This is a genomic window from Candidatus Culexmicrobium sp. (assembly GCF_058356305.1).
In genome coordinates this window covers 1-20,820 of record NZ_JBTVBB010000021.1, presented here as the reverse complement: position 1 = coordinate 20,820, position 20,820 = coordinate 1, and the positions used below count along the sequence as shown (strand labels likewise).

Annotated in this window: 24 protein-coding genes; 16 read left to right on the top strand and 8 right to left on the bottom strand. The window is 34.2% G+C overall.

The genetic code is table 11. The features are described from left to right. Positions 1 to 98 precede the first annotated feature (98 nt). Complete coding sequence (locus tag ACW8TM_RS06720; protein WP_491532514.1) at positions 99 to 1,541, top strand: ArsB/NhaD family transporter; 1,443 nt, start codon at positions 99 to 101, stop codon at positions 1,539 to 1,541. 360 nt (positions 1,542 to 1,901) lie between these two features. Here the strand turns inward: ACW8TM_RS06720 and ACW8TM_RS06715 are convergent, their stop codons facing one another. Both ACW8TM_RS06715 and ACW8TM_RS06710 read right to left on the bottom strand, forming a co-directional pair. Beyond that, on the bottom strand, positions 1,902 to 2,267 hold the full coding sequence (locus ACW8TM_RS06715) for an SPASM domain-containing protein (RefSeq protein WP_491532513.1): 366 nt from the start codon (positions 2,265 to 2,267) through the stop codon (positions 1,902 to 1,904). A gap of 203 nt (positions 2,268 to 2,470) precedes the next feature. Beyond that, entirely contained in the window at positions 2,471 to 2,962 is a 492-nt protein-coding gene (locus tag ACW8TM_RS06710; protein ID WP_491532512.1) for a radical SAM protein, read from the bottom strand. 140 nt (positions 2,963 to 3,102) lie between these two features. On the opposite strand from ACW8TM_RS06710, the gene ACW8TM_RS06705 reads away from it, so the two are divergent. The 3 genes from ACW8TM_RS06705 to ACW8TM_RS06695 all read left to right on the top strand — a co-directional run bounded on the left by ACW8TM_RS06705 (position 3,103) and on the right by ACW8TM_RS06695 (position 6,246). Next, positions 3,103 to 4,944, top strand: coding sequence for an aldehyde ferredoxin oxidoreductase family protein (locus tag ACW8TM_RS06705; protein ID WP_491532511.1), 1,842 nt, complete (start codon positions 3,103 to 3,105; stop codon positions 4,942 to 4,944). Between the two features lie 35 nt (positions 4,945 to 4,979). Continuing rightward, complete coding sequence (locus ACW8TM_RS06700) at positions 4,980 to 5,252, top strand: MoaD family protein (protein ID WP_491532510.1); 273 nt, start codon at positions 4,980 to 4,982, stop codon at positions 5,250 to 5,252. A 157-nt stretch (positions 5,253 to 5,409) separates the two neighbouring features. Next, positions 5,410 to 6,246, top strand: a complete 837-nt coding sequence (locus tag ACW8TM_RS06695) for a hypothetical protein (RefSeq protein ID WP_491532509.1) — start codon at positions 5,410 to 5,412, stop codon at positions 6,244 to 6,246. Between the two features lie 39 nt (positions 6,247 to 6,285). Here ACW8TM_RS06695 and ACW8TM_RS06690 read toward each other — a convergent pair whose 3' ends face one another. Together ACW8TM_RS06690 and ACW8TM_RS06685 are read right to left on the bottom strand one after the other, a co-directional pair. Further along, complete coding sequence (locus tag ACW8TM_RS06690; protein WP_491532508.1) at positions 6,286 to 6,609, bottom strand: hypothetical protein; 324 nt, start codon at positions 6,607 to 6,609, stop codon at positions 6,286 to 6,288. Continuing rightward, positions 6,606 to 6,782: a hypothetical protein gene (locus tag ACW8TM_RS06685; protein ID WP_491532507.1), complete on the bottom strand. Its 177-nt coding sequence runs from the start codon at positions 6,780 to 6,782 to the stop codon at positions 6,606 to 6,608. Before ACW8TM_RS06685 ends, ACW8TM_RS06690 begins: the two co-directional genes overlap by 4 nt. A gap of 137 nt (positions 6,783 to 6,919) precedes the next feature. Here ACW8TM_RS06685 and ACW8TM_RS06680 point away from each other — a divergent pair, with 137 nt between their 5' ends. The 6 genes from ACW8TM_RS06680 to ACW8TM_RS06655 all read left to right on the top strand — a co-directional run bounded on the left by ACW8TM_RS06680 (position 6,920) and on the right by ACW8TM_RS06655 (position 12,779). After that, entirely contained in the window at positions 6,920 to 7,567 is a 648-nt protein-coding gene (locus ACW8TM_RS06680; protein WP_491532506.1) for a recombinase family protein, read from the top strand. A 95-nt stretch (positions 7,568 to 7,662) separates the two neighbouring features. After that, positions 7,663 to 8,934 (top strand): AAA family ATPase, encoded by a 1,272-nt coding sequence (locus ACW8TM_RS06675; protein WP_491532505.1) that lies wholly within the window; start codon positions 7,663 to 7,665, stop codon positions 8,932 to 8,934. Positions 8,935 to 9,131: 197 nt separating this feature from the next. Beyond that, on the top strand, positions 9,132 to 9,461 hold the full coding sequence (locus ACW8TM_RS06670; RefSeq protein ID WP_491532504.1) for a tRNA-binding protein: 330 nt from the start codon (positions 9,132 to 9,134) through the stop codon (positions 9,459 to 9,461). A gap of 76 nt (positions 9,462 to 9,537) precedes the next feature. Continuing rightward, positions 9,538 to 10,788: an MFS transporter gene (locus ACW8TM_RS06665; RefSeq protein ID WP_491532503.1), complete on the top strand. Its 1,251-nt coding sequence runs from the start codon at positions 9,538 to 9,540 to the stop codon at positions 10,786 to 10,788. Positions 10,789 to 11,137: 349 nt separating this feature from the next. Beyond that, positions 11,138 to 11,989, top strand: coding sequence for a 3-hydroxyacyl-CoA dehydrogenase family protein (locus tag ACW8TM_RS06660; protein WP_491532547.1), 852 nt, complete (start codon positions 11,138 to 11,140; stop codon positions 11,987 to 11,989). Further along, positions 11,973 to 12,779, top strand: coding sequence for an enoyl-CoA hydratase/isomerase family protein (locus ACW8TM_RS06655; RefSeq protein ID WP_491532502.1), 807 nt, complete (start codon positions 11,973 to 11,975; stop codon positions 12,777 to 12,779). The genes ACW8TM_RS06660 and ACW8TM_RS06655 overlap by 17 nt, the downstream gene beginning before the upstream one ends. A 17-nt stretch (positions 12,780 to 12,796) precedes the next feature. Here the strand turns inward: ACW8TM_RS06655 and ACW8TM_RS06650 are convergent, their stop codons facing one another. After that, positions 12,797 to 13,876, bottom strand: a complete 1,080-nt coding sequence (locus ACW8TM_RS06650) for a pyridoxal-phosphate-dependent aminotransferase family protein (RefSeq protein WP_491532501.1) — start codon at positions 13,874 to 13,876, stop codon at positions 12,797 to 12,799. Between the two features lie 142 nt (positions 13,877 to 14,018). On the opposite strand from ACW8TM_RS06650, the gene ACW8TM_RS06645 reads away from it, so the two are divergent. From ACW8TM_RS06645 to ACW8TM_RS06625, 5 genes are all read left to right on the top strand, one after another. Further along, positions 14,019 to 14,777 carry an amidohydrolase family protein gene (locus ACW8TM_RS06645; RefSeq protein WP_491532500.1) on the top strand — a complete coding sequence of 253 codons (759 nt, stop codon included), beginning with the start codon at positions 14,019 to 14,021 and terminating at the stop codon, positions 14,775 to 14,777. A gap of 6 nt (positions 14,778 to 14,783) precedes the next feature. Further along, positions 14,784 to 15,530, top strand: coding sequence for an amidohydrolase family protein (locus ACW8TM_RS06640; RefSeq protein WP_491532499.1), 747 nt, complete (start codon positions 14,784 to 14,786; stop codon positions 15,528 to 15,530). An 83-nt stretch (positions 15,531 to 15,613) separates the two neighbouring features. Further along, on the top strand, positions 15,614 to 16,516 hold the full coding sequence (locus ACW8TM_RS06635) for an ABC transporter substrate-binding protein (protein WP_491532498.1): 903 nt from the start codon (positions 15,614 to 15,616) through the stop codon (positions 16,514 to 16,516). A gap of 3 nt (positions 16,517 to 16,519) precedes the next feature. Continuing rightward, positions 16,520 to 17,164, top strand: a complete 645-nt coding sequence (locus ACW8TM_RS06630) for an ABC transporter permease (RefSeq protein WP_491532497.1) — start codon at positions 16,520 to 16,522, stop codon at positions 17,162 to 17,164. After that, on the top strand, positions 17,157 to 17,840 hold the full coding sequence (locus ACW8TM_RS06625) for an energy-coupling factor ABC transporter ATP-binding protein (protein WP_491532496.1): 684 nt from the start codon (positions 17,157 to 17,159) through the stop codon (positions 17,838 to 17,840). Before ACW8TM_RS06630 ends, ACW8TM_RS06625 begins: the two co-directional genes overlap by 8 nt. Here the strand turns inward: ACW8TM_RS06625 and ACW8TM_RS06620 are convergent. Together ACW8TM_RS06620 and ACW8TM_RS06615 are read right to left on the bottom strand one after the other, a co-directional pair. Next, positions 17,837 to 18,697 carry an ABC transporter permease gene (locus ACW8TM_RS06620; protein ID WP_491532495.1) on the bottom strand — a complete coding sequence of 287 codons (861 nt, stop codon included), beginning with the start codon at positions 18,695 to 18,697 and terminating at the stop codon, positions 17,837 to 17,839. The two genes, ACW8TM_RS06625 and ACW8TM_RS06620, sit on opposite strands and share 4 nt — an antisense overlap. Continuing rightward, positions 18,687 to 19,031: a hypothetical protein gene (locus tag ACW8TM_RS06615; RefSeq protein WP_491532494.1), complete on the bottom strand. Its 345-nt coding sequence runs from the start codon at positions 19,029 to 19,031 to the stop codon at positions 18,687 to 18,689. The genes ACW8TM_RS06620 and ACW8TM_RS06615 overlap by 11 nt, the downstream gene beginning before the upstream one ends. A gap of 93 nt (positions 19,032 to 19,124) precedes the next feature. On the opposite strand from ACW8TM_RS06615, the gene ACW8TM_RS06610 reads away from it, so the two are divergent. Continuing rightward, positions 19,125 to 19,541 carry a hypothetical protein gene (locus tag ACW8TM_RS06610; protein ID WP_491532493.1) on the top strand — a complete coding sequence of 139 codons (417 nt, stop codon included), beginning with the start codon at positions 19,125 to 19,127 and terminating at the stop codon, positions 19,539 to 19,541. A 396-nt stretch (positions 19,542 to 19,937) separates the two neighbouring features. On the opposite strand, the gene ACW8TM_RS06605 is transcribed toward ACW8TM_RS06610, so the two are convergent. Then, a partial coding sequence (locus tag ACW8TM_RS06605; protein WP_491532492.1) for a hypothetical protein occupies positions 19,938 to 20,820 on the bottom strand: 883 nt, incomplete at its 5' end.

The following is a 20,820-nucleotide window of genomic DNA, read 5'->3' as shown; positions in this document are numbered from 1 at the left end:
TTTACTAACACTCCTATAAGATCAGTGTTTTCAAAGAAGAAGAATTTAAAAGTCCCTATAAATTATTTTCTTTGACGATTATTTAAGGAGGTTTTAAGATGCAAGGTAACAGTACAAAGAAAGTACTAGCGACTATAAAAGAAGTAATAATCGATGAAAGTCGATTGGTAACTCTTCTCCTTACACCTATGTTTTCAATAATTATATCCTACAATTTAGGATTTAGTCAAATACAATTGATAGCCATTTCAGCATTTACAATTTCTGTTTTAGGTACATTTCTTTACTGGCGGTATAAGCTTCTTATTGCACTTATAAGTGTTACAGCTCTCTTAATATTAGGTGTTATAGATATAGACACCTTGATTGAATCTTCAGAATTTGACATAATTTTATTCTTATTTGCTATGACAATTGTTGTTGTACCATTAAAAAGAGCAGGCTTCTTTAGATGGCTGACAATCTTGCTGTTAAAGTGGTCTAATTTTAGTTTTCAAAGATTAATTGTATTTTTTATTTTAACCTCAACGATTCTGGCCTCATTAATGGGATCAGTAACTTCTATTGTTCTTATAGCAACAATGATAATGGAGTTTTGCGACTATTTCAAATTAGATCCAACTTTACCTTTAATTTCTGCAATTTTAGCAACTAACATTGGAAGTAGTGCCACAGCACTAGGTAATCCAGTAGGCTTAATTTTAGCTTTAGCTGCTAACTTGGGATTTGAAGAATTTATTAGATGGTCTATGCCATCTGCAATTTTGAGCACCATTTTCATATTAATTTTCTTTTCTAAAATTTATCGTCATGAGATTGAAGAAATGAATAGTAAGATGAATAAAATAATAAAGGAGAGGGAGATAAAACCAGTCGATATTTGGGCTACAGTTGAAAATATCAAGAATTTTTTTGCAGCAACAATTACATTTTCGGCAACTGTACTTACAATAGCATTCCATACGGTTATTGAAAAATTCCTTCACTTAAAAGGCGAGACAATGCTTGTCGGAATAGCATTTTTAGGAGCAGCTGCAAGCCTATACCTATATCGAGAGGAAGGAAAGGAAATAATTAGCACTGAAGTTGACTGGTGGTCTCTATTGTTTATTGCCTTCCTATTTGGACAAACAGGCGCCTTAAAATATACGGGAGTCACTGAAAAAATTGCTGAGCTGATAATCAGCTTCACTGGTGGTGAAATAACACTCCTTTTAGCTATAATTTCAAGTTCAGTTTTCATGCTATCTGCTTTTTTAGATAATGTACCAACAGTCGCAACCTTCATACCGATAATTTTGAGCTTAGCGGATAAAGGAGTAGAAATATATCCTCTTTGGTGGATAGTGCTCATATCAGGTTGTTATGCTGGAAATCTAACACCCTTAGCCTCTGCTGCAAACATAATAGCGTTAGGCTTCTTAGAAAAAAGGAAGGTAAGAATAACGTTAAAGCAGTGGATGAAAATTGGAGCCCTACCTACTATCCTCACTTATATCATAGCATTGACAGTTATACTAATTCAATTCTACGCTATATAAATATCGTCAATCAACGTGAAAATCATTTCCATAATTTTTCATCAAATATTTTTAACAAATATTTAGAAAAAGATTTAATAAAGTGATAAAAATATCGTTAGATTCGCTTAGCTCTTTTCGAATTTTATCTGTCTAAATCAATTTGAAATATTTTTATGATTGAAATCTTGATGTAAACACTTATATTTTAGTTGTAGAAAAATTTTAATCATACAACTAAATTAGAATTAAAATATTCGATTTAAAATTTGAATAAATGAGTAACAGTTTACTAAGGCATTAACATTAATGTTTGATTTATAATATGTCTCAATTTATTTATGGTCGTCAATTAACGTATTAGATTTTAAGGACATAAAACTATTTTTCTTGAATAAAGACAGTCTGCACAGGTTGGACTGTTCCCCCACAGTCATATTCATCTGTTTCACTGTAGGTGCATTCATGGTGGTAATCACAATCTGTACATGATGGGTATTGAAAGATTTTTACTGTTTGTTTAAATTTCACATATTTTGGGTTATTCCATATTTCAAGTAGGCTCTGTCTTATAATGTTTCCGTAGGATATTTGTTTAATATTCTTTTTTCTTCCATATATGTAACATTGATAGTTATGTAGAAAGTTATAGTATGGTGTTACCTCTCCATTATAAGTGATACATAATGCTTTTCTTTCTATGAAGGGGCAACTTCTCTCAGTTTTTGAATCAAAGAAAGGAAGCATAATTGCCACTTGATTAAGTAGGCTTAATCTTGCCAATTCTGCTTTTAAATTTTTACTTCTCTTGGCTTCTTTTTCGTTTGAGTATATGCATCTAGTTTGATGTTTCTTTAATATTGGAATTATGTTTGAAAATATAACTCCCCTGACATCTAATTTTGAAGCTAATTTAATTACGTTTCTTGCATCTAAAATGTTAATCGTACTTAAAGTATATGAAAACCAAATTTCCGGCTTTTTAGTTCCTCTCTCTTTTTTAATTCTTTTATTTTTTCTAAATTCTTAATTACTAAGTGAAAGTGTTTTCCTCTTACTTTTCTATAAATTTCTTCTGATGCAGCGTCAATTGAAATTATGATTTTGTCTAAATCGTATTTGATGATATCACCAATAAATTTGTGGATTAATGTTCCATTGGTATTTATTTCAAGTGTGAAGCCATGTTCTTTGGTTGTTTTTATTAAGCTAACTATTTTCTTATAAGTTAATGGTTCTCCCCATCCACCAATTAAAATACTTTTTACATCGCATTTATAAGCTTCACTTATAATTTTGTTAAACAGCTTTATGCTCATTTTACTGTTAAAAGAATTTTTAAATTGTCCTTGCCTGAAACATGTTTCACAATGGAGATTGCATTTGTTGGTAACTTCAATATATATTTTTTCAGGACTGCTATATTGTTCATTGCTGAGCATAACTTTGTCTCCGAGTAATTGTAATATATGTATTTCAGCAATGTGTTAAATTATTGTTTCTATTTAATCGAAAAAGTTTAGTTTATCATTCTATTATAATTATAAGTGAGAGGTTGATTTTTATGCCTCTAGGAGGATATATGGGGAGGATTCTAAGAGTAAATCTGTCTGACCAGAAATTAAGAGATGAAACAATTCCTGAAGAAGTGCTTAGAAAATGGCTTGGTGGTAGAGGTCTAGGCGTGTACTTAATGTTGAAGGAAGTTGATCCAAAGGTTAATCCATTAAGTCCAGAGAACAAGTTGATATTTTTAACAGGCCCTCTAACTGGTACTGCTGTTCCCGAAAGTGGTAGATGGTGCTCAGTTACTAAGGCTCCTCTTACTAATACTATTCATGACTCCCATTCAGGTGGTAGGTGGGGTCCTGAACTGAAATTTGCTGGTTATGACGCTATAATAATTGAAGGTGCATCGGAAAAACCAGTTTACTTGTGGATTCATGATGGAAAGGCTGAATTAAGAGATGCAAAGCATCTATGGGGTAAAGATACGCATACAACGACCGATACAATAATTGAGGAGCTAGGTGACAAAAACATTAAGGTAATGTGCATTGGCCCAGCTGGAGAAAACTTAGTAAAGATAGCCTGTCTAATAAATGATAAAGGTAGAGCTGCTGGAAGAGGCGGCCATGGTGCAGTCATGGGAAGTAAAAAGCTCAAGGCTGTGGCTGTTCGGGGTACTATGAGGCCAACAATAGCTGATGAAGCTAAATTTAGAGAAGCTGTCCGAGTAAATACAGATAAAATTAAAAAGAGTCCAGTTACAGGTGAAGCACTAACTAAGTATGGAACTGCAGTTTTAGTAAATGTCATTAACAAGCATGGAATTTTCCCTACACGAAACTTTCAAACTGGTGTTCATCCAACTGCAGATAAGTACAGTGGAGAAACAATAGCTGAAACAGTACTAACTAAGAGAGTGGCATGTTGGGGCTGTATTATTGCATGTGGAAGATATACACGTGTCCCAGTTAAAGGACCCTATATTGGTGAGGGCGATGGACCAGAGTATGAAACTGTATGGGCTTTTGGAGCACAAACTGGAACAGATGATCTAGCTGCAATTTGTAAAGCCAACTATCTATGCAATGAGCTTGGCTTAGACACTATATCAATGGGCCATGTAATAGGCACACTAATGGAGCTCTATGAAAAAGGGAAGATACCTGCAGAGAAGCTTAGAGGATTGGAGCCAAAGTGGGGAAATGGGGAAGCTATAGTTGAATTAACCTGGAGGACTGCTTATCGTTCAGGAATTGGTGATGATTTAGCTGAAGGTTCAAAGATTTTAGCTGAAAAATATGGTGCACCTGAATTAGCAATGGTAGTGCGAGGACAAGAGCTTCCAGCATATGACCCTAGAGGAGTTCAAGGACATGGGTTAGGCTATGCAACTTCAAATAGAGGAGGATGCCACTTAAGGGCATACATGATTGCACCTGAAGTTCTTGGTGTACCAGAATTAGTAGATCGTTTCACAACTAAAGGTAAAGCACAATTGCTAAAAACATTCCAGGATGGATTTGCCATTATAGACAGTTTAGTCCTATGCAAATTTAATACATTTGCAACGTGGATTGAGGACTGGGTCGATCTAATCAACGGAGCAACTGGATGGAATCTAACACTAGAAGAACTAATTAAAATTGGTGAAAGAATATGGAATGCAGAGAGGGTCTTCAATATATTAGCCTTCGGAGATGGAAGAAAGTATGATACTCTACCTACAAGACTTCTAAAAGAACCTATGCCTGAGGGCCCAGCGAAGGGTTACGTGGTAAAGCTAGATGAAATGCTAGATGAATATTACCGTATTAGGGGATGGATTGACGGTAGACCAACTAGAAGCAAACTAGAAGAACTAGGCTTAAAAGAGTTTGCAGATAAACTTGAAAGTGAAGGCCTACTTCCAAGCTAAACTCTTTTTTATTATAGTTGAGGTGATATAAACGTATGACCATGAAAGTCGCAATTGAATTTTTTGCGACTTTAAGAGAAAAATTTGGTAAAAAAACTGAAGTCATACTTGACTGTAATCTCAGTACTCTGAGAAATGTACTTTCTAAGATTGATGGTTTATTGGAGGAAATATCTGAAGATGGTGATATTAAGAAAACATTTAAAATTCTTCTTAACGGTTTGAATGTAGAATTTTTAGGTGGATTGGAAGCAAAGGTTAAAAATGGAGATGAAATATGTATCTTTCCTCCAGCCGGAGGCGGCTAAACACTCTATAAAATTGTTTGTCTTCACTTCTGATGGTATTTGACATTTCCTACTAGGAAATATTAGTCTTTTTCTACTAAATACGTATCATGAAAAAATGAGAATAAATCATAAATTATATTAACTCAAAATTATGTAATACGTTATGGAGATCAGCTTGAAATCTATAACCTCAAAGATTAGAACAATTCTTAAACGACGAAAATATAATTTCAGGGAAAACTTCGAAATTAATGCATCAGCTAAATGGACAATAGACTTCTATATTCCCGACTATGCTGCAGCCATAATAATCCTAAAAAATCTAAATGACTTCTTCAGGGTAATGTTTATCGGACAGGACATTATGAGGACTCATCCAATAACGGTAATAATAGCAACTCCAATAAACGAATTACCCTTCAAATATATACAATTAGCATCGAGATACGGGGTTGTAATATTAAGATATAATAACATTAACCAGTTAAATCACGTAATCCTAGGTGAAATTGATATAGAGAAATTAAATGAAGAAATACCTATAAAAGAGAAAAAAGCCTCAAAAAACTTAGTCAAGGCATGTAAAAGCAAAATTATAGAAGTATTAAATGTCCGTCCATTAACTGAAGATGAAATATTAGACTCCCTAAAATATGAATTTCCATTAAAAACAATTAAGTGGTGTTTACTGACCCTCAAACGTCAAGGTAAAATTAAAAAACTGGCAACTCTAGCAGGTATTAAGAAATATATTTTAGGAGTTAGAGAAGAGCAATTAATTGAAGCCTTAAAGTACTATGATGTAAGTAAGAAATGGAGAAACAAGTTAAATGTTATATTAATTCAAAAGGCCTTAAAAAAGAGTAGGAAAGGTCTAACCATCACTGCAATTGTTGAAGAGACAAACTTAAAGATACCCCAAGTAGTGGCAGGATTAAGATATTTAGAAAACAGAAAAAAAGTTGTTAGAATAATGAGGAGAGGAAAGTTGTATTGGAGGCTGGTTAAATAGTTGATTTCAATGTTATTTGAAATTTTCTTTTAGGAAGCTCTATCGCACATCCCTTCTGAACTCCTCGATAGATCTGTATATTTTATTGAATCTCTTTTTTAAATCACTGAATTTTACGTAATCAGCTGTTATGGCTAGACTCAGTAATATTGTTTTATCGTATGCATGTTTGCTAATTATTTTGTCGAAAAATTTTAGAGCATTATATGTGATTGGGGAATGACGTATCCACATAATAACGGTTTCGTCCTGTATTGGGATTTTAATTATTACAAAGCCATCTCTTCTAGATATGAAGACCCCATTGAATTCATTAATGATTTCTTCTGCAATTTTTATTCCAAAACTAATGCCTTCGCTCAATAGTAGGCTACCTCCAACAGTTTATCTGGATTTACTAGAAATGCATCAGTTCTCTTTTTTACAAACAAGATATTTTGTTCAAGGTAGACAATTAGCCACCCTATACCTTGCTTGTAAATTTCGCATGCTTTTAAGACTTCTTCATCGCGATCCTCAATAACATGTCCACCCATACCTTAATGTTTCTTCAGTCTAGTATATATAGGTTTATTTTAGTATAATTTAGTTAGTCTTAGAAGTGGTCTTTAATCAATTAACAGATAAAAATGCTTAAATGTCAATATTTCATAGACATTAGTGGTGACTAATTTTGTCTGCTGTAGCTTACATAAGAGTTTCAACTCGAGAACAAGATGAAGACGTTCAGAAAGAAGAAATATTGAGATTTGCTGAAAGGAAAGGCTTACAGATAATTAAGTGGTATGTTGATAAAGGTGAGAGTGGAGCTAAACCATTTAGGCTCAGACCCCAAGCCAGCCTTCTCTTAAAGGAATTGAATTCAGTTAAGCCTGAAACAATACTTGTATTTGCGATTGATAGGGTTGGGAGAACTATGCTTGATACAGTTAACACGATACTAGAATTAGAGAAGAACGGGATAAAAGTTATAAGCGTAAAGGAGGAGTGGCTTCAAACATTAGACTCAAATATTAGAAAGCTTATTCTAAGCATTCTTTCTTGGGTTGCTGAGTTTGAGAGGAGAAGAATAAGAGAGAGACAGTTAGCTGCATGGAAAATGGGTAAGACTAAAGGTAGACCACCAATAAAGCTCCCGTTCAGAGAAATTATCAGAAGATTGGAGCGAGGATGGACGAAGAAGTCTATTTGGCGATGGCTAGTTACTGATAAAGGTATTAAAATTTCATATGATCATTTTCTAAGGAGACTTCAAAGATATATGAAAGAACAAAAAATAATTGAAAGAAAAATTTTGATTAAAGAAAGGAAAAAAATGTGAAAGTTAACCTTCAGCGTACTTGATACATCATCCTTTGTATAATTTTGCACAAAAGATAAATATACTCATGGGTATATACTCACGGGTATATACCCATGAGTATAAAAAACATAGTCATAAGGAGAAGTGAAGCTAAAGTAATTGAACAACATCCAGGATGGATTTTAGTTTATGGTAGAAGAAAAACTGGAAAAACATTTATGCTCAGAAACTTTATCTCCTGGGACCTTTATATCACTATTTCGAGAGGATTAAATGCCGTAATTAACAAGAGGAAGAAGGGAATCAAAATTATTAGCCTGAGAAAGTTACCATCCATAATTGAAAGCTCCTTAAGAAGCGGTAACATTACCATAATAGATGAGTTTCAAAGACTTCCAGAATACTTCTGGGATATTCTATCAGGATATCATCCAAATGGTAAGTTAATATTAGCGGGAAGTAGTCTAAGCATAGCCAATAAAGTTTTCTCAAAGAGAAGTCCTCTACTAGGATTGTTAATGCCAATAAAAATAGATTTAATCAAGCCTAGTGATGTAATTAGATCACTTGTATCCATAGGATTAAATGCGAGAAGAGCTGTTGAATGGAGTGTAATAGTTAGAGATCCATGGATAATACCTCACATCAACTTGGAGAAGACATTAGAAAGTGAAATAGTGAGATTACTACCATTAATAATTGAGGCGTCAGCCAGCCTAATTGGAGAAATATTTCATGATGAAGAAAGACTTCTAACAAAAACATACGAGGCAACTCTATACTCAATAGCAAGTGGAAGCTGGAAATTAGAAGAAATTGCAAGAGATCTTTATCAAAAAGGAATAATTGATCAACCACGCTTAGAATATGCTTCAGCATACATTGATAGATTAAGTAAAATGGGGTTAATAGAGAAAATACCACTCTACAAGAGCAGAACTAGAATCTACTTAAAATTAAGATCTCATATAATGAATATTGCAATAAAGATTGGAGAAAAAACAGGGATGACTGAGCATACGTCGAAAAAACCTATAAGCCTATTAGAGACCATCAGATCAGCATATGGCATTGAACTACAATTCTTCATCGGTGAAGCCTTAGCTGAAGCTAAGAATCTGATTAGAGCTTATACAATTCTTCCAAAAGAAGAAGGAGATATAGACGTCGTACTTTTAGATAGAAAGAAGAGAGCAATCATGGCAATTGAGGTGAAATCCAGTCCGCCAAATAAAAATGACATCTTAAGTATAAAAGAGAGAGGAGAAAAAATAGGAGCCAAAAAAACAGCAATTTTTACATTAACTGAAATTGAAGAAGACATTATGGACACTGACATAATTACTCCCCGAAAATTAGTAAGAATATTATCTTCAAGTAGCTAAAGTTGACAGCAATCAGCCATTAGAGTAAGCTTAATCAAAAATATAGATATTACTGGAGTTTTGAACAGTATCAATTTGTTCATCCTTCAATAAGGATATTTTCTTAAGGAGCATTACTAAAATAAACTATTTATTTATTTCACTGGACAAAATTTAAGTTGAAAAAGATTAGACCTTAATCTGATGGAGTTGTTATAATGAGGTATATTAGTTTCAGTGAATTTATGAAAATGGATATTCGAGTCGTTAAGGTTTTAAAATGTGAAAGGATACCGGGTAGAAGTAGAATTTTGAAGGCTATTGTTGATATTGGTGGAAATGAAACTAGAACTATGATTGTCGGTGGAGGGGATATATATTCACCTGAATATTTTGAAAACAAATTATTCATAGCGATAGTTAATCTTGAGCCAAAAATAATTGCAGGTATAAAATCTGAAGGTATGCTTTTAGCAGCTGATTATCAAGGAAAACCCTTCTGGCTGAGAGTTGATGAAGAAGTACCTCCAGGAACTAGAGTAAGATGAATCATAAATTTTAAATTAAAGTTTTCAATATCTAGTCTAATCCTTAACTAAGAGTCTATAAAAGGTGCAAATGTAAATGTTAAAGGGTGTCAAAGAATTCTTTAATAAGCAGAGCAGAAACTTTATAGTACTTCTATTTAGAAGGGGATATTCAGCACTATTCAACAGCGTTCCAATGCAATACACTTCACTCTACATGAAGACGCTAGGAGTAAGGGAGATTGGTATAGGTTATCTTAGAAGTCTTGGAAATATTGCTTCAACAATAATTTCACCCCTTCTCGGTTTCATTGCAGATATTAAAAGCCTTAAAAAGGCTTTAATGATAGCTATGGTTATTGAAATTATCGCGCCATTATTCTATTTCTTTGCGTGGGATTGGCAGATACTAGCTTTAGCTGTTATATTTACAACGCTTACCTGGAATATTGGCAGCATAGTAGAGGTAGTTTATATTGCAAATTCGCTTAGAAGAACAACTAGAGCGACTGGATTTGGAGTAATTAACACAGTTTCGATAATATCATCGTTAATTGCACCGATGATAGCTGCATTTATTGTCGAAAAGTTTGGAGGAATATCCTCTGAGGGAATACGACCATTATTTATGATTCAATTTCTAGGTTTAGCGACGCTAGCCCCTATCACCCTAATATTCTTAAAAGATATTCGTGGCAGTGGTAGGAGATTTAATCTTAGAGAAGACTTCAAAGCCATGATCAACATACTTCGCAATAGACAATGGCTTCAAAGATGGGTTATTATAGAAGCTCTCGGCGGATATGTCTGGGGAATTACCATGCCATACGTCATGATTTATGCAGTTGAATATAAAGGTGCTTCACCATGGATATTAGGCATAATGGGTACAGTACTAAATGCAATTTCATTTTTCTCATCAATACCTATAGGAAGACTAGGTGACAAAATCGGAAGAATAAAAACACTCATAATGATAAGGCCAACCCTCTATCTTTCATTATTGCTATTCATATTCGCTCCAAACCCCTACTTCTTAATAGTAGCATGGGCATTAAGAGGAATATTCTTTTCAGGCATATCATTATGGCAGACAATTGCAATGGAACTAGTACCTGAAGAAGAGAGAGGAAGATGGTCAGGAATTAAGGGATTCTTATCGGGCTTAGCTAGAATTCCCAGCTCAATTATAGGAGGATATATGTGGACTTATCTTGGACCACAAACACCGTTTATTGCAGCATTAATAATAGATCTTTTAATTAGACTTCCTTTACTCTACATGACACCAGAAACTTTAAGGAAAAAGGAGTACTTTGAAATGTATACAGGAGCACAAAACAATTGAGACATCTATTTAAATCGTTAAACAACGAAATAATAAAATTCATGTAATAAGGTGTCTTTAATCTTTGAAATCTTAATTAAATAATCCATTGTTAGAGCTAGTCTTTAAGCGTCTAAAAATCATTTTTAAATACTCGTTTAAAAATAAGTCAAAAGTCTTTTAAACTATATAATCAATTGTTATAAATAAAATTTGTTTATTCGATAAATGACGAATAAGATAAAAGGAAGTGGCTTGAAGGCTTTAATAAAACATTATTAAAAATTAAGTCTCTAAGTATTTGTTTCTCATAAAGTTTAAAGCATTATTGTATCAAAATTCTTTTGGTGAAAAAATGAAAGTTGAAGATATAAAGAAAGTTGCAGTTATTGGTGCAGGAGTTATGGGTAGAGGAATAGCACAAGTCTTCGCTCAAGCAAAATATCAAGTAAATTTATGTGACATAAAAAAGGAAATTTTAGACGATGCAATAGCAACTATCAGAAAATATATTTTGAGAGCTGTTGAGAAAGGTAAAATTTCAGAGAATGAAGCTCAAAACATATTGAGTAGAATAAAAGCTACTACCAACATCAAAGAAGCAGTTGAGGATGTAGATTTTATTGTTGAAGCAGTATTTGAGAATTTAAATGTGAAAAAGAGTGTATTTAAGGATTTGGACATCTATGCTCCTCCTCACACAATTCTAGCATCCAATACTTCCTCGCTAAGTATAACTGAAATTTCAATGGCAACTAATAGGCCGGAAAAAGTTATTGGTATGCACTTCTTTAATCCTGCACCTGTAATGAAACTAGTTGAAATTGTAAGAGGAGTAAGAACATCAGATGAGACATTTCAATTAACTTATGAATTAGCTAGAAAATTAAATAAAACACCAGTTGAAGTCAAAGAGGCACCAGGTTTCATTGTTAACAGATTAATAATACCGTTCATTAATGAGGCAATTTATCTTGTAATGGAAGGAGTCGCATCCCCAAGGGATATCGATACTGCCTGTAAATTAGGGCTAAATCACCCTATGGGACCATTAGAGTTGGCAGACTTTATTGGATTAGATGTAGTATTAGCGATAATGGAAACTCTCTACAAAGAACTTGGCGACCCCAAATATAGGCCGTGCCCATTACTGAGAAAAATGGTTAGAGCAGGACTACTTGGAAGAAAAACGAAGAAGGGATTTTATGAATATGGAAAGTGAGACTATGGAGTTTAAGAAAATAATTTATGAAGAAGATGTAGAAAAAGGAATTGCAAAGATTATCATAAATAATCCTCCACTAAATATACTTGATTCTGAAGCATTAAAAGAGCTTTTCATCATAGTAGACCACATTAGCAAAAATAACTTAATAAGAGTTGCAATTATAAGAGGATCAGGTGATAGAGCATTTAGCGCAGGAGCAAATTTAAAAGAATTTGCCAAGTATGGACTCCATGAATCCAAGGAGATATCTATGTTTGGACACAAGGTAATGAATGCGATAACTTCATCATCTAAACCGTTCATTGCAGTTGTAAACGGATATGCACTTGGAGGAGGATGCGAACTTGCATTAGCATGTGACATCATTATAGCCTCTGAAAATGCTAGGTTTGGAAATCCTGAAGTAACATTGGGCATAATACCTGGATGGGGAGCAACACAGCGATTACCAAGAATAATTGGAGAAAAGAAAGCTAAAGAGCTATTATTGACAGGCAACGTAATCACTGCTGATGAAGCATTAAAGCTAGGAATGATAAATAAGGTTGTTCCGCCAGAAGAGTTAGATAAGACAGCTGAAGAAATAGCATTAAAAATTGCAAAAAATGCCCCTTTAGCAGTGTCATCAGTAAAACAATTAATCAACAAAAGCTTTGAGGTAAGTTTAGAAGCAGGAATATTCTTAGAAGTTGAAGCATTTAGCAGTTGCTTCACAACTGAGGATAAAAACGAAGGTATTCAAGCATTCTTTGAAAAAAGAGAACCAAAATTCAAGGGGAGATGAACAATTTTCACTATTCATTAATACCTCTCTTTTATTTCGTCTAACACTTCCTCCAGGGCCTTCAACATCGAGTCTATATCTCTAAATTCAATGTAACCCATATTACCTATCCTGAAAGTAGTCTCTTTCACTTTTCCGTAACCTTTTGCTAATTCAAATCCCTTCTCTCTCATTCTTTCATAAATTTCAATACCACTAACACCTGCTGGAGCATTTATACAGGAAACTGTAGGGCTTTCATAGCCTTTCTTGGGGAATAAAGTTAATCCAAGCCTTTCGACCCCAAGTCTAATTCTTCTATTCCTTTCACGATATAATTCAAAGTACTTATACTTTCCACCCCACTCGTCGATCAACTTTAAAATTTTATTTAATCCAAATATTTGAGGTATTGGTGGAGTAGTTGGTGTACCATCATTTTTCTGGTATTTTTCATATAATTTGAAGTCGAAATACCATCCCTTATTTCTTACAGTTTCAGATTTCTTTAAAGCTTCTCGACTCACACTACCTACTGCAAGTCCAGGAGGAACACCAAAACATTTTTGTGAACTAGAAAAACATACATCTATCCCCCATTTATCAACTTTTATTTCCACTCCACCCATTGAGCTCACTGCATCAACAAACAAGAGTTTACCATGACTTTTAACAACTTCAGCAAGTTTCTCTAGAGGATTTATTAATCCAACACTTGTTTCATTATGTGTTATAGCTACTGCCTCTACCTCAGGATACCTTGAAAGCATTTCATCTAACATGTCAGGCATAATCGGTTCTCCCAGTGGAGCTCTAAGCACTTCAACTTTCTTCCCATTAGCAACTGCTACTTGAACGAATCGTTCACCAAAACTACCGTTAACACAACATAGCATTTTTCTTTCTACACAATTTCTAACTGACGCCTCCATAACACCTGTACCTGAACTTGGAAATAGAAAGACTTCATTTTCAGTTTCCAAAAAATTCTTTAAAAGCTCAACAGTTTCTCTATGCAATCTCTTGTACTCTTCACTCCTATGACTAAACATTTGATGCTTCATTTCCTCAAGAACCTCTGGATAGCATGCAACTGGACCTACAGTGAATAGCTTCATAAGAAACACCAATAACAACTATCCTTAAAAATATAAAAACATTTAACTCGGTCAAATAAAACAGTTTTAACAAAACATTCATGCATGATATTTATTAACTTGACCTAATAGGTAAGTTATAATAAATCTTTTAGGTGATATGATGGTCTATATTGACGCTCACACACATTTTGGAATGAAGGGTAAGGGTCTTCCACCAAACACACCTGAAGAGCGTATTATGATAATGGATGAAATTGGCATGGATGCCATGGTTACAACACCACCATACGCATCCATATCTTATGATAGAACATATGACGAAGCAAACGCCTTCATTCTAGAAGTAATGCGTAAATATCCAGACCGCTTCTATGGGTTGGCTAGAATAAACCCTCACTTCAGAAGAAGGGCTGTTGAAAGAGCTGAAAAATGGCTTAAGAAAGGATTTTGGGGGATAAAGTTTCACCCTAGAAATGAAGCTTTCCCAGCCAATAGTAAAAAACTAGTATTTCCAATAATGGAGAAAGTGAAGGAGCTAGGGGGAATAGTTCTATTTCATTCAGGTGAAGCAGACTTTTCGCATCCAACATTAATTGGAGACGTAGCTGACCACTTTCCAGAAGTTCCAATAATAATAGGGCATCTAGGGAAAATCTACTATATGGATGCGATTCTAGTTGCAAAGTGGTTTGAAAACGTATTTGTTGATACGTCCTTCTGCCAAGGTGTACATGTAATTGAGAAGGCAGTAGAAATAGCTGGAGCAGAAAAAGTAGTCTACGCCTCAGATTATCCACAGGGATCAATTGAATTAGATACGATGAAAGTAGAGTTAGCAGACATTTCAAAGAGAGATAAAGAGTTAATTTTAGGGAGGAATATTAAGAGAATTCTGGATGAAGTTAGGAAAATGAGGTGAAAAACGATGATTATCGATGCCCATGCATATGTTGGTGAAAGTATTTATTGGAAAAAGAGGTTTGATGCTGAAGATTTAATTGAAAGAATGGATAAGAATGGAATTGACATGGCAGTTGTGACTGCTCCTCCACCTGGACCATGCTATCAAGCAGCAAACGAAAAGGTCTATGAGGCGGTTAGGAAGTATCCAGACAGATTAATTGGAATGTACAAAGCTAATCCATGGTTTAAAGAGAAAGAGTTAGAAAGAATGAAGATTGCGGTTGAAAACTGGGGATTTAAAGCAGTTAAGCTAGACCCACAAAACGATTCTTATAGTGCAATTTCTCCAGTAGTCAAGCCATTCATGGAATTAGCGGAGAAACTTGAAATCCCAGTATACATTCGAACAGCAAATTCACAATTTTGCCCACCAGAAGCAATTGTATTTCTAGCATTAACATTTCCAAACGTCACCATTATAACTAAGCATACTCCACTAGGTGTAAGTTTAGCTTCAAAATCACCTATGGCTGAGAAATTAAGAAATCTTGTATTTGGAACTCATCCACTTATGGGAGCTCATAAGGGAGTTGATAGATTCCTAAAAATCTTACCTGAAATCTTCGATCCAAAGCGGGTGGTCTTCACCACAGAAGTACCCTTTGGCTATCCAGAATTAGAGCTAAAGACAATTGAGTTAACAGGACTTAATGAGGAAATTGAAAAACTCATCTTATACGAGAATATAAAGCGTATATTAAGACTTTAATCCCCATCCATTCTTCCTTTTATTTGCCTTTAAGCGATAAATTCTTAATATTCGTTATCCATTATCTGATAACGGTGAATGAATTGAATACAAAGCATTATGCAGCCATAATAATTGCATTAGCAGTTACCATCACCATTATAACATACCATTATTATTTCCAATCAGCAGAAAAACAGATTTTAAGAATAGCAACCACAACAAGTCTCTATGAGACAGGTTTACTTGACGCCTTAGCAGATAAATTTGAAAAGATGAATCCAAACATTGACGTTCAATTTATAGCTGTGGGAAGTGGACAGGCATTAAAGTTGGCAGCTAATGGAGATGTTGATGCAGTAGCTGTCCATGCACCATCACTTGAAATTAAATATGTAAATGAAGGCATACTAGTTGAATGGAGAATTATAGCATACAACTACTTCATAATAGTTGGACCAAAGGAAGATCCAGCCAGAATAAGCAAACTAAATGCAACAGAAGCATTTAAGAAAATATTCGAAAGTGGAGAGGGGGGTGAAGCCTTATTTGTCAGTAGAGGAGACAATTCAGGAACCCACATAAAGGAACTTAGCTTATGGAGCAAAGCCAAATTAAATCCTAAGGGAAAGAACTGGTATCTTGAAGCGGGAGCAGGAATGTCACAAACACTATTAATAGCAAATGAAAGAAGGGCATATTGTCTAACCGATATCTCTACATACATGAAATTAAAAATGAAAGGTAGACTTCCAAATCTAGAAGTATTAGTATCAGAATCAGAAGAATTAATAAACATTTATAGCTTCTACATAGTAAGCAAGGAGAAATATCCACAAATTTCATATAATATTGCAGAAAAATTTGGCATCTTTCTAACATCGAATGATGGGCAAGAAATAATATCAACCTTTGGAATTGAGGAGTTTGGAAAGCCCCTATTCTGTCCATCTAAAGGTAGAATAGAAGAATTAAAAACATTATGGAGGAAGCTTGCAGGAGGATAAATCTTGCTTCAAGAAGTATTAGAAATTTCCATTAGATCACTTATAATATCACTCTCAGCAACAATTCTCTCCCTATCATGGTCAATTCCAATAGCCCTCATTTTAACCGCCTATAAATCGAAGATAAGTGAAACTGCCTCCTCAATTATAGACTCCATCGTAGGCTTCCCAACTGTTCTAATTGGCCTAGCATTATACTTGATTTTTAACAATCAAGGTCCACTTGGATTCCTCAAACTACTATACTCCCCTCAAGCTATAATCTTGGGACAATCAATTCTCATATCACCACTAGCCATATCAATACTGAAAAAGACATTTGAGTCAACATTTAAAGACTGCTGGGAACTAACCATAGCACTAGGTGGAACAGAAGGAGAAGTATTCAAACTAGTTATAAATGAATCAATTCCAGGAATAATTTCAAGCTTAATCATCTGTTTCTCCAGGGCAATAGGAGAGTTAGGTGTCGCACTAATGATTGGAGGCAACATTAGAGGATATACAAGAGTACTTACAACATCAATTGCACTTGAGATAAGTAAGGGTGAATTTGAGTTAGCCATTCAATTGGGCTTAATTTTACTATTAATTTCAACTGCCCTTTCATTAACACTAAGATTTCTGAGGTGGATATATTTTGATTGAATTAAGAGACGTATGGTTTACCTATAACGGAAAAAACTATGTCATAAAGGGGATTTCATTAAAAGCAAACTTAAATGAAGCCGTAGGTATAATAGGGCCCAATGGATCAGGTAAAACAACACTCCTAAAATTAATTGCCTGCATATATAAGCCAGTTAAAGGAGAAGTCTTAATAGGCAATATAGACTACTGGAGGGCAAATGAACAAATAAGAAAGCAGTTGCATAGAAAAATAGTGTATGTGCACGAAAAACCAATAATCCTTAGGAGAACCGCCATAGACAACATAGCCTATGCCTTAACCCTACACGGATATTCCAAAAAAGAAGCTTATAATAAAAGTTTGGAGATTATGAGAAAACTTGGAATAGAGAAAATAGCAAATAAGAAGAGAGGATTCTCAGCAGGAGAAAAACAGTTAATATCCCTAGCCAGAGCATTAATCTTAGAACCAGAAATACTATTACTAGACGAACCAACAGCAAATCTAGACTTAAAAATGCGGAGGAAACTTATAGAATATATTAATGAGAGGTTAAATGATAAATGCATAATAATTGCAACACATGACGTATTAACCATAACCAAACTTGCCTCTAAATATGTGCTAATAGATAAAGGAGAAATTGTTAAGGAGGAAAGTATAAGCGAGATATTTAGAAACCTTGAAATTTAATATATAGTTCCCCTCTTCCTCTCTAATTCAAGAGCAAACTTTAAAGCAACAATCCCAACTGGTACTAATACTATTGATTGAACAACCAAGATTAAAGCATACCATACAATTTGATAAGATACATACTCACCAAACAAAATTTTCCTAATGCCATCTATAACATAGGTTTGAGGCAAAAGATCACTAATCTTAACAATCCAGCTTGGAAGTATAGCTCTTGGTATATAGATTCCAGCAGCTAGAGGTACAAGCAATCTTATAAAAAACCTTATTGGCTCAACTCCCCTATATGCGCTTGCAATCCAATACATGGAAGCAGAAATTAATCCCAATCCACTACATGCTAAAATCCCCAACACTAATAGAAGCACAATTAATCCGAGATTAACTGATGATGAAAATTTCAGATCGAAAATCATAACCCCCAAAAACAAGTATGACATAAAAATTGTAGTTGCCATTATGAAGCTCCAACTAACCTTTGCAAACAAGTAAATGAATGGGGATATACCAGCTAAATATAAGTAATCTCTCATGGATAAACTGACTCCACCAGTAGCAAATTTACCATAATGTAGTGAGGAAAGATTACTATACCAATTATCTAATGCTGTATCTAGATAGGTATTAACCATTAACCCTGAAATTATAAATGCCATGAAATCTCTACCATAGAGTAAATTTGAACCACCCATTGCTTGACCAAAATAATAAAATAATGCAAGGCTAAACAAAATTTGAAATATGTGAAAGGGTAGATTCCAAGCCCACCAAACACTCATTGCTGAAATTTCAGATGAATAGATGACTCTTATACACTTTAGAATAATTTTAAGACGCTTTAAATTAATCAACATGAATATCACCAGAACTTATATAATATAAGTATGCATCCTCCAGATTAGCTTGCCTAACCTTAAGACTCTTAATTTTAACATTATTTGATATAAGCCTCTTCATAATGACTGGTATAAATTCAAGGCTGTCCTTAACACCAATTTTAATTATATGTTCACCAATCTCAGGAGTTAAAGCCTTGAACTTTACATATCTGTATTTAAGACCATTCATGATCTTCTCAATATTGTAGAGATTATAAACTCTGAGCTCAATAGGAGTAAGGGCAACAATAGCGCTACTAGCCATACTTGGCCTAGTAGGATTATGGGTTGCAGTAGCAATAGGAGACATGGGATTATCCTTCATGGTAATACTAAACGCCCTAAGACTAGCAACAGAGAAACATTAATCTAAAAAGCAAGAAATAAAGAAAATAGATTAATCATGCTAATCAGACATACAATAAAAGAAGATCTGAGAAAACACTTAATCTTCAAACTCAAGGTAATGAGAGATTTAAGCCTAATCAACTTAGAAAAGTACTACCAAACCCGCAAGGAAAGAGAGCGAAAAACCAGAGAAATAATAGAAGCCTACGACAAGGCTATAAACGCATTAAACTTCTCAAGTGGCAATATAGACGATGCAATAAACTATCTAAAGAAAGTTAGAGAAAATCTAAAAGAAGAAATGAAAATCATGTTCAATCCAAAGAAGATAAGAAACAATTCATGGAAAAACAAAATAAAAATATGCAATGAAGCAATCAACATCCTAGAAAGATTTAAGAACATAACAAAAAATGAAATAAAAGGCAAGTTAAAACATAAAGAAATAAAAGCATTAACCTTTTTCACTTAACAACAAATGGGGTTACCTTCAACATGAAAATGAAGAATAGACTTTTAAGTAGAAAGGAAATCTCACCTAATATTTTCCATGAAATAAACATAGGGAAAATTTAATTCGCTCATCGCTAGGAATAATACTACTCTGTTCACCACTGGTCCGGAATAAACTTAATCCCATATCAAGTTGAGATTTCTATTTTGAACCCTCTTCAAGTGATATTTACTATATAACCTTCCAAAACGCAACAAGATATGACACAACGACAATTCTAACTCAAGCCAAACTACTAGTAAAGGTAATGAAACAAGATCTAAAGCACTGTTATATATATCAATAATCTTCCTATTCACTCCAATAATATCCTTCATTATAGCAAATTACCAAACAGAAAAATAAAAATGGAACTTAACTGGTTTTTAGTATTAATGCCCACGCTGGAATATGATAATAGGCGTTTAAGGTACGCCAAACCTCAATACGATATACATCAACAGCATATCCCTGTTCAACATAGATTTCAGCATGAGCATTAATAGCAGTTGTATGCTTTAACACGAGGTCTACGTCTATTGGTACTTTCAGTGCCGCGGGGAAACCAGCCCAAGCCAATAACACTTTAACAAATGTTCCCACAGGAATTGCAAAACTATAGCTTATGTCAGAGTGAAGGTATATTATTGTTGCAACTTGATCCCATCCTTGTCCAGGAGCTGATTCAAGAAATTCTTGGCTTCCAGTTATTTCATCTGTTCCTTTAATTGTGTCTAGTGTCTCTGGCCAGTAGTAAGTTATATATACTCTGTGTTCTCTAAAGTATTCATCTCCATCAGCTGGTTCATCGTATTCCCAACATTCATAATGTACTATTGCCTTAAAGGATATGTAACCGATACTATTAGGATTGACATCCATTATTAAAGACTTTCCAATTTTTGCTGTTTCCCAACTTATTTCTGCTCCTATACTCCATTTAACAATTATTTCATCATCAATTTTCCTTGTAACAGAATATGTACATTTAAAGGCTACTTGCTCATCTATTTTTACCTTATATCCAACTTGTGCTTTACTATGTGCATCTGTAACCACTTTTAAAGTGGTTACTCGCATTGTGTGTTCTTCGCTCCAAACTAGCCACGCCCATGGAGGAGCTTGTTGTTTAACATTTATGTTTTTTCCATTTCCATGAGCTGAATATAATTTTGGGAGAACTTCAAGTTTATCTTTTAATTGAAGCTTTGTCTGAACGAATAATGGGCCAGTTAGGGTCAATGGTAGTTTAATTGAT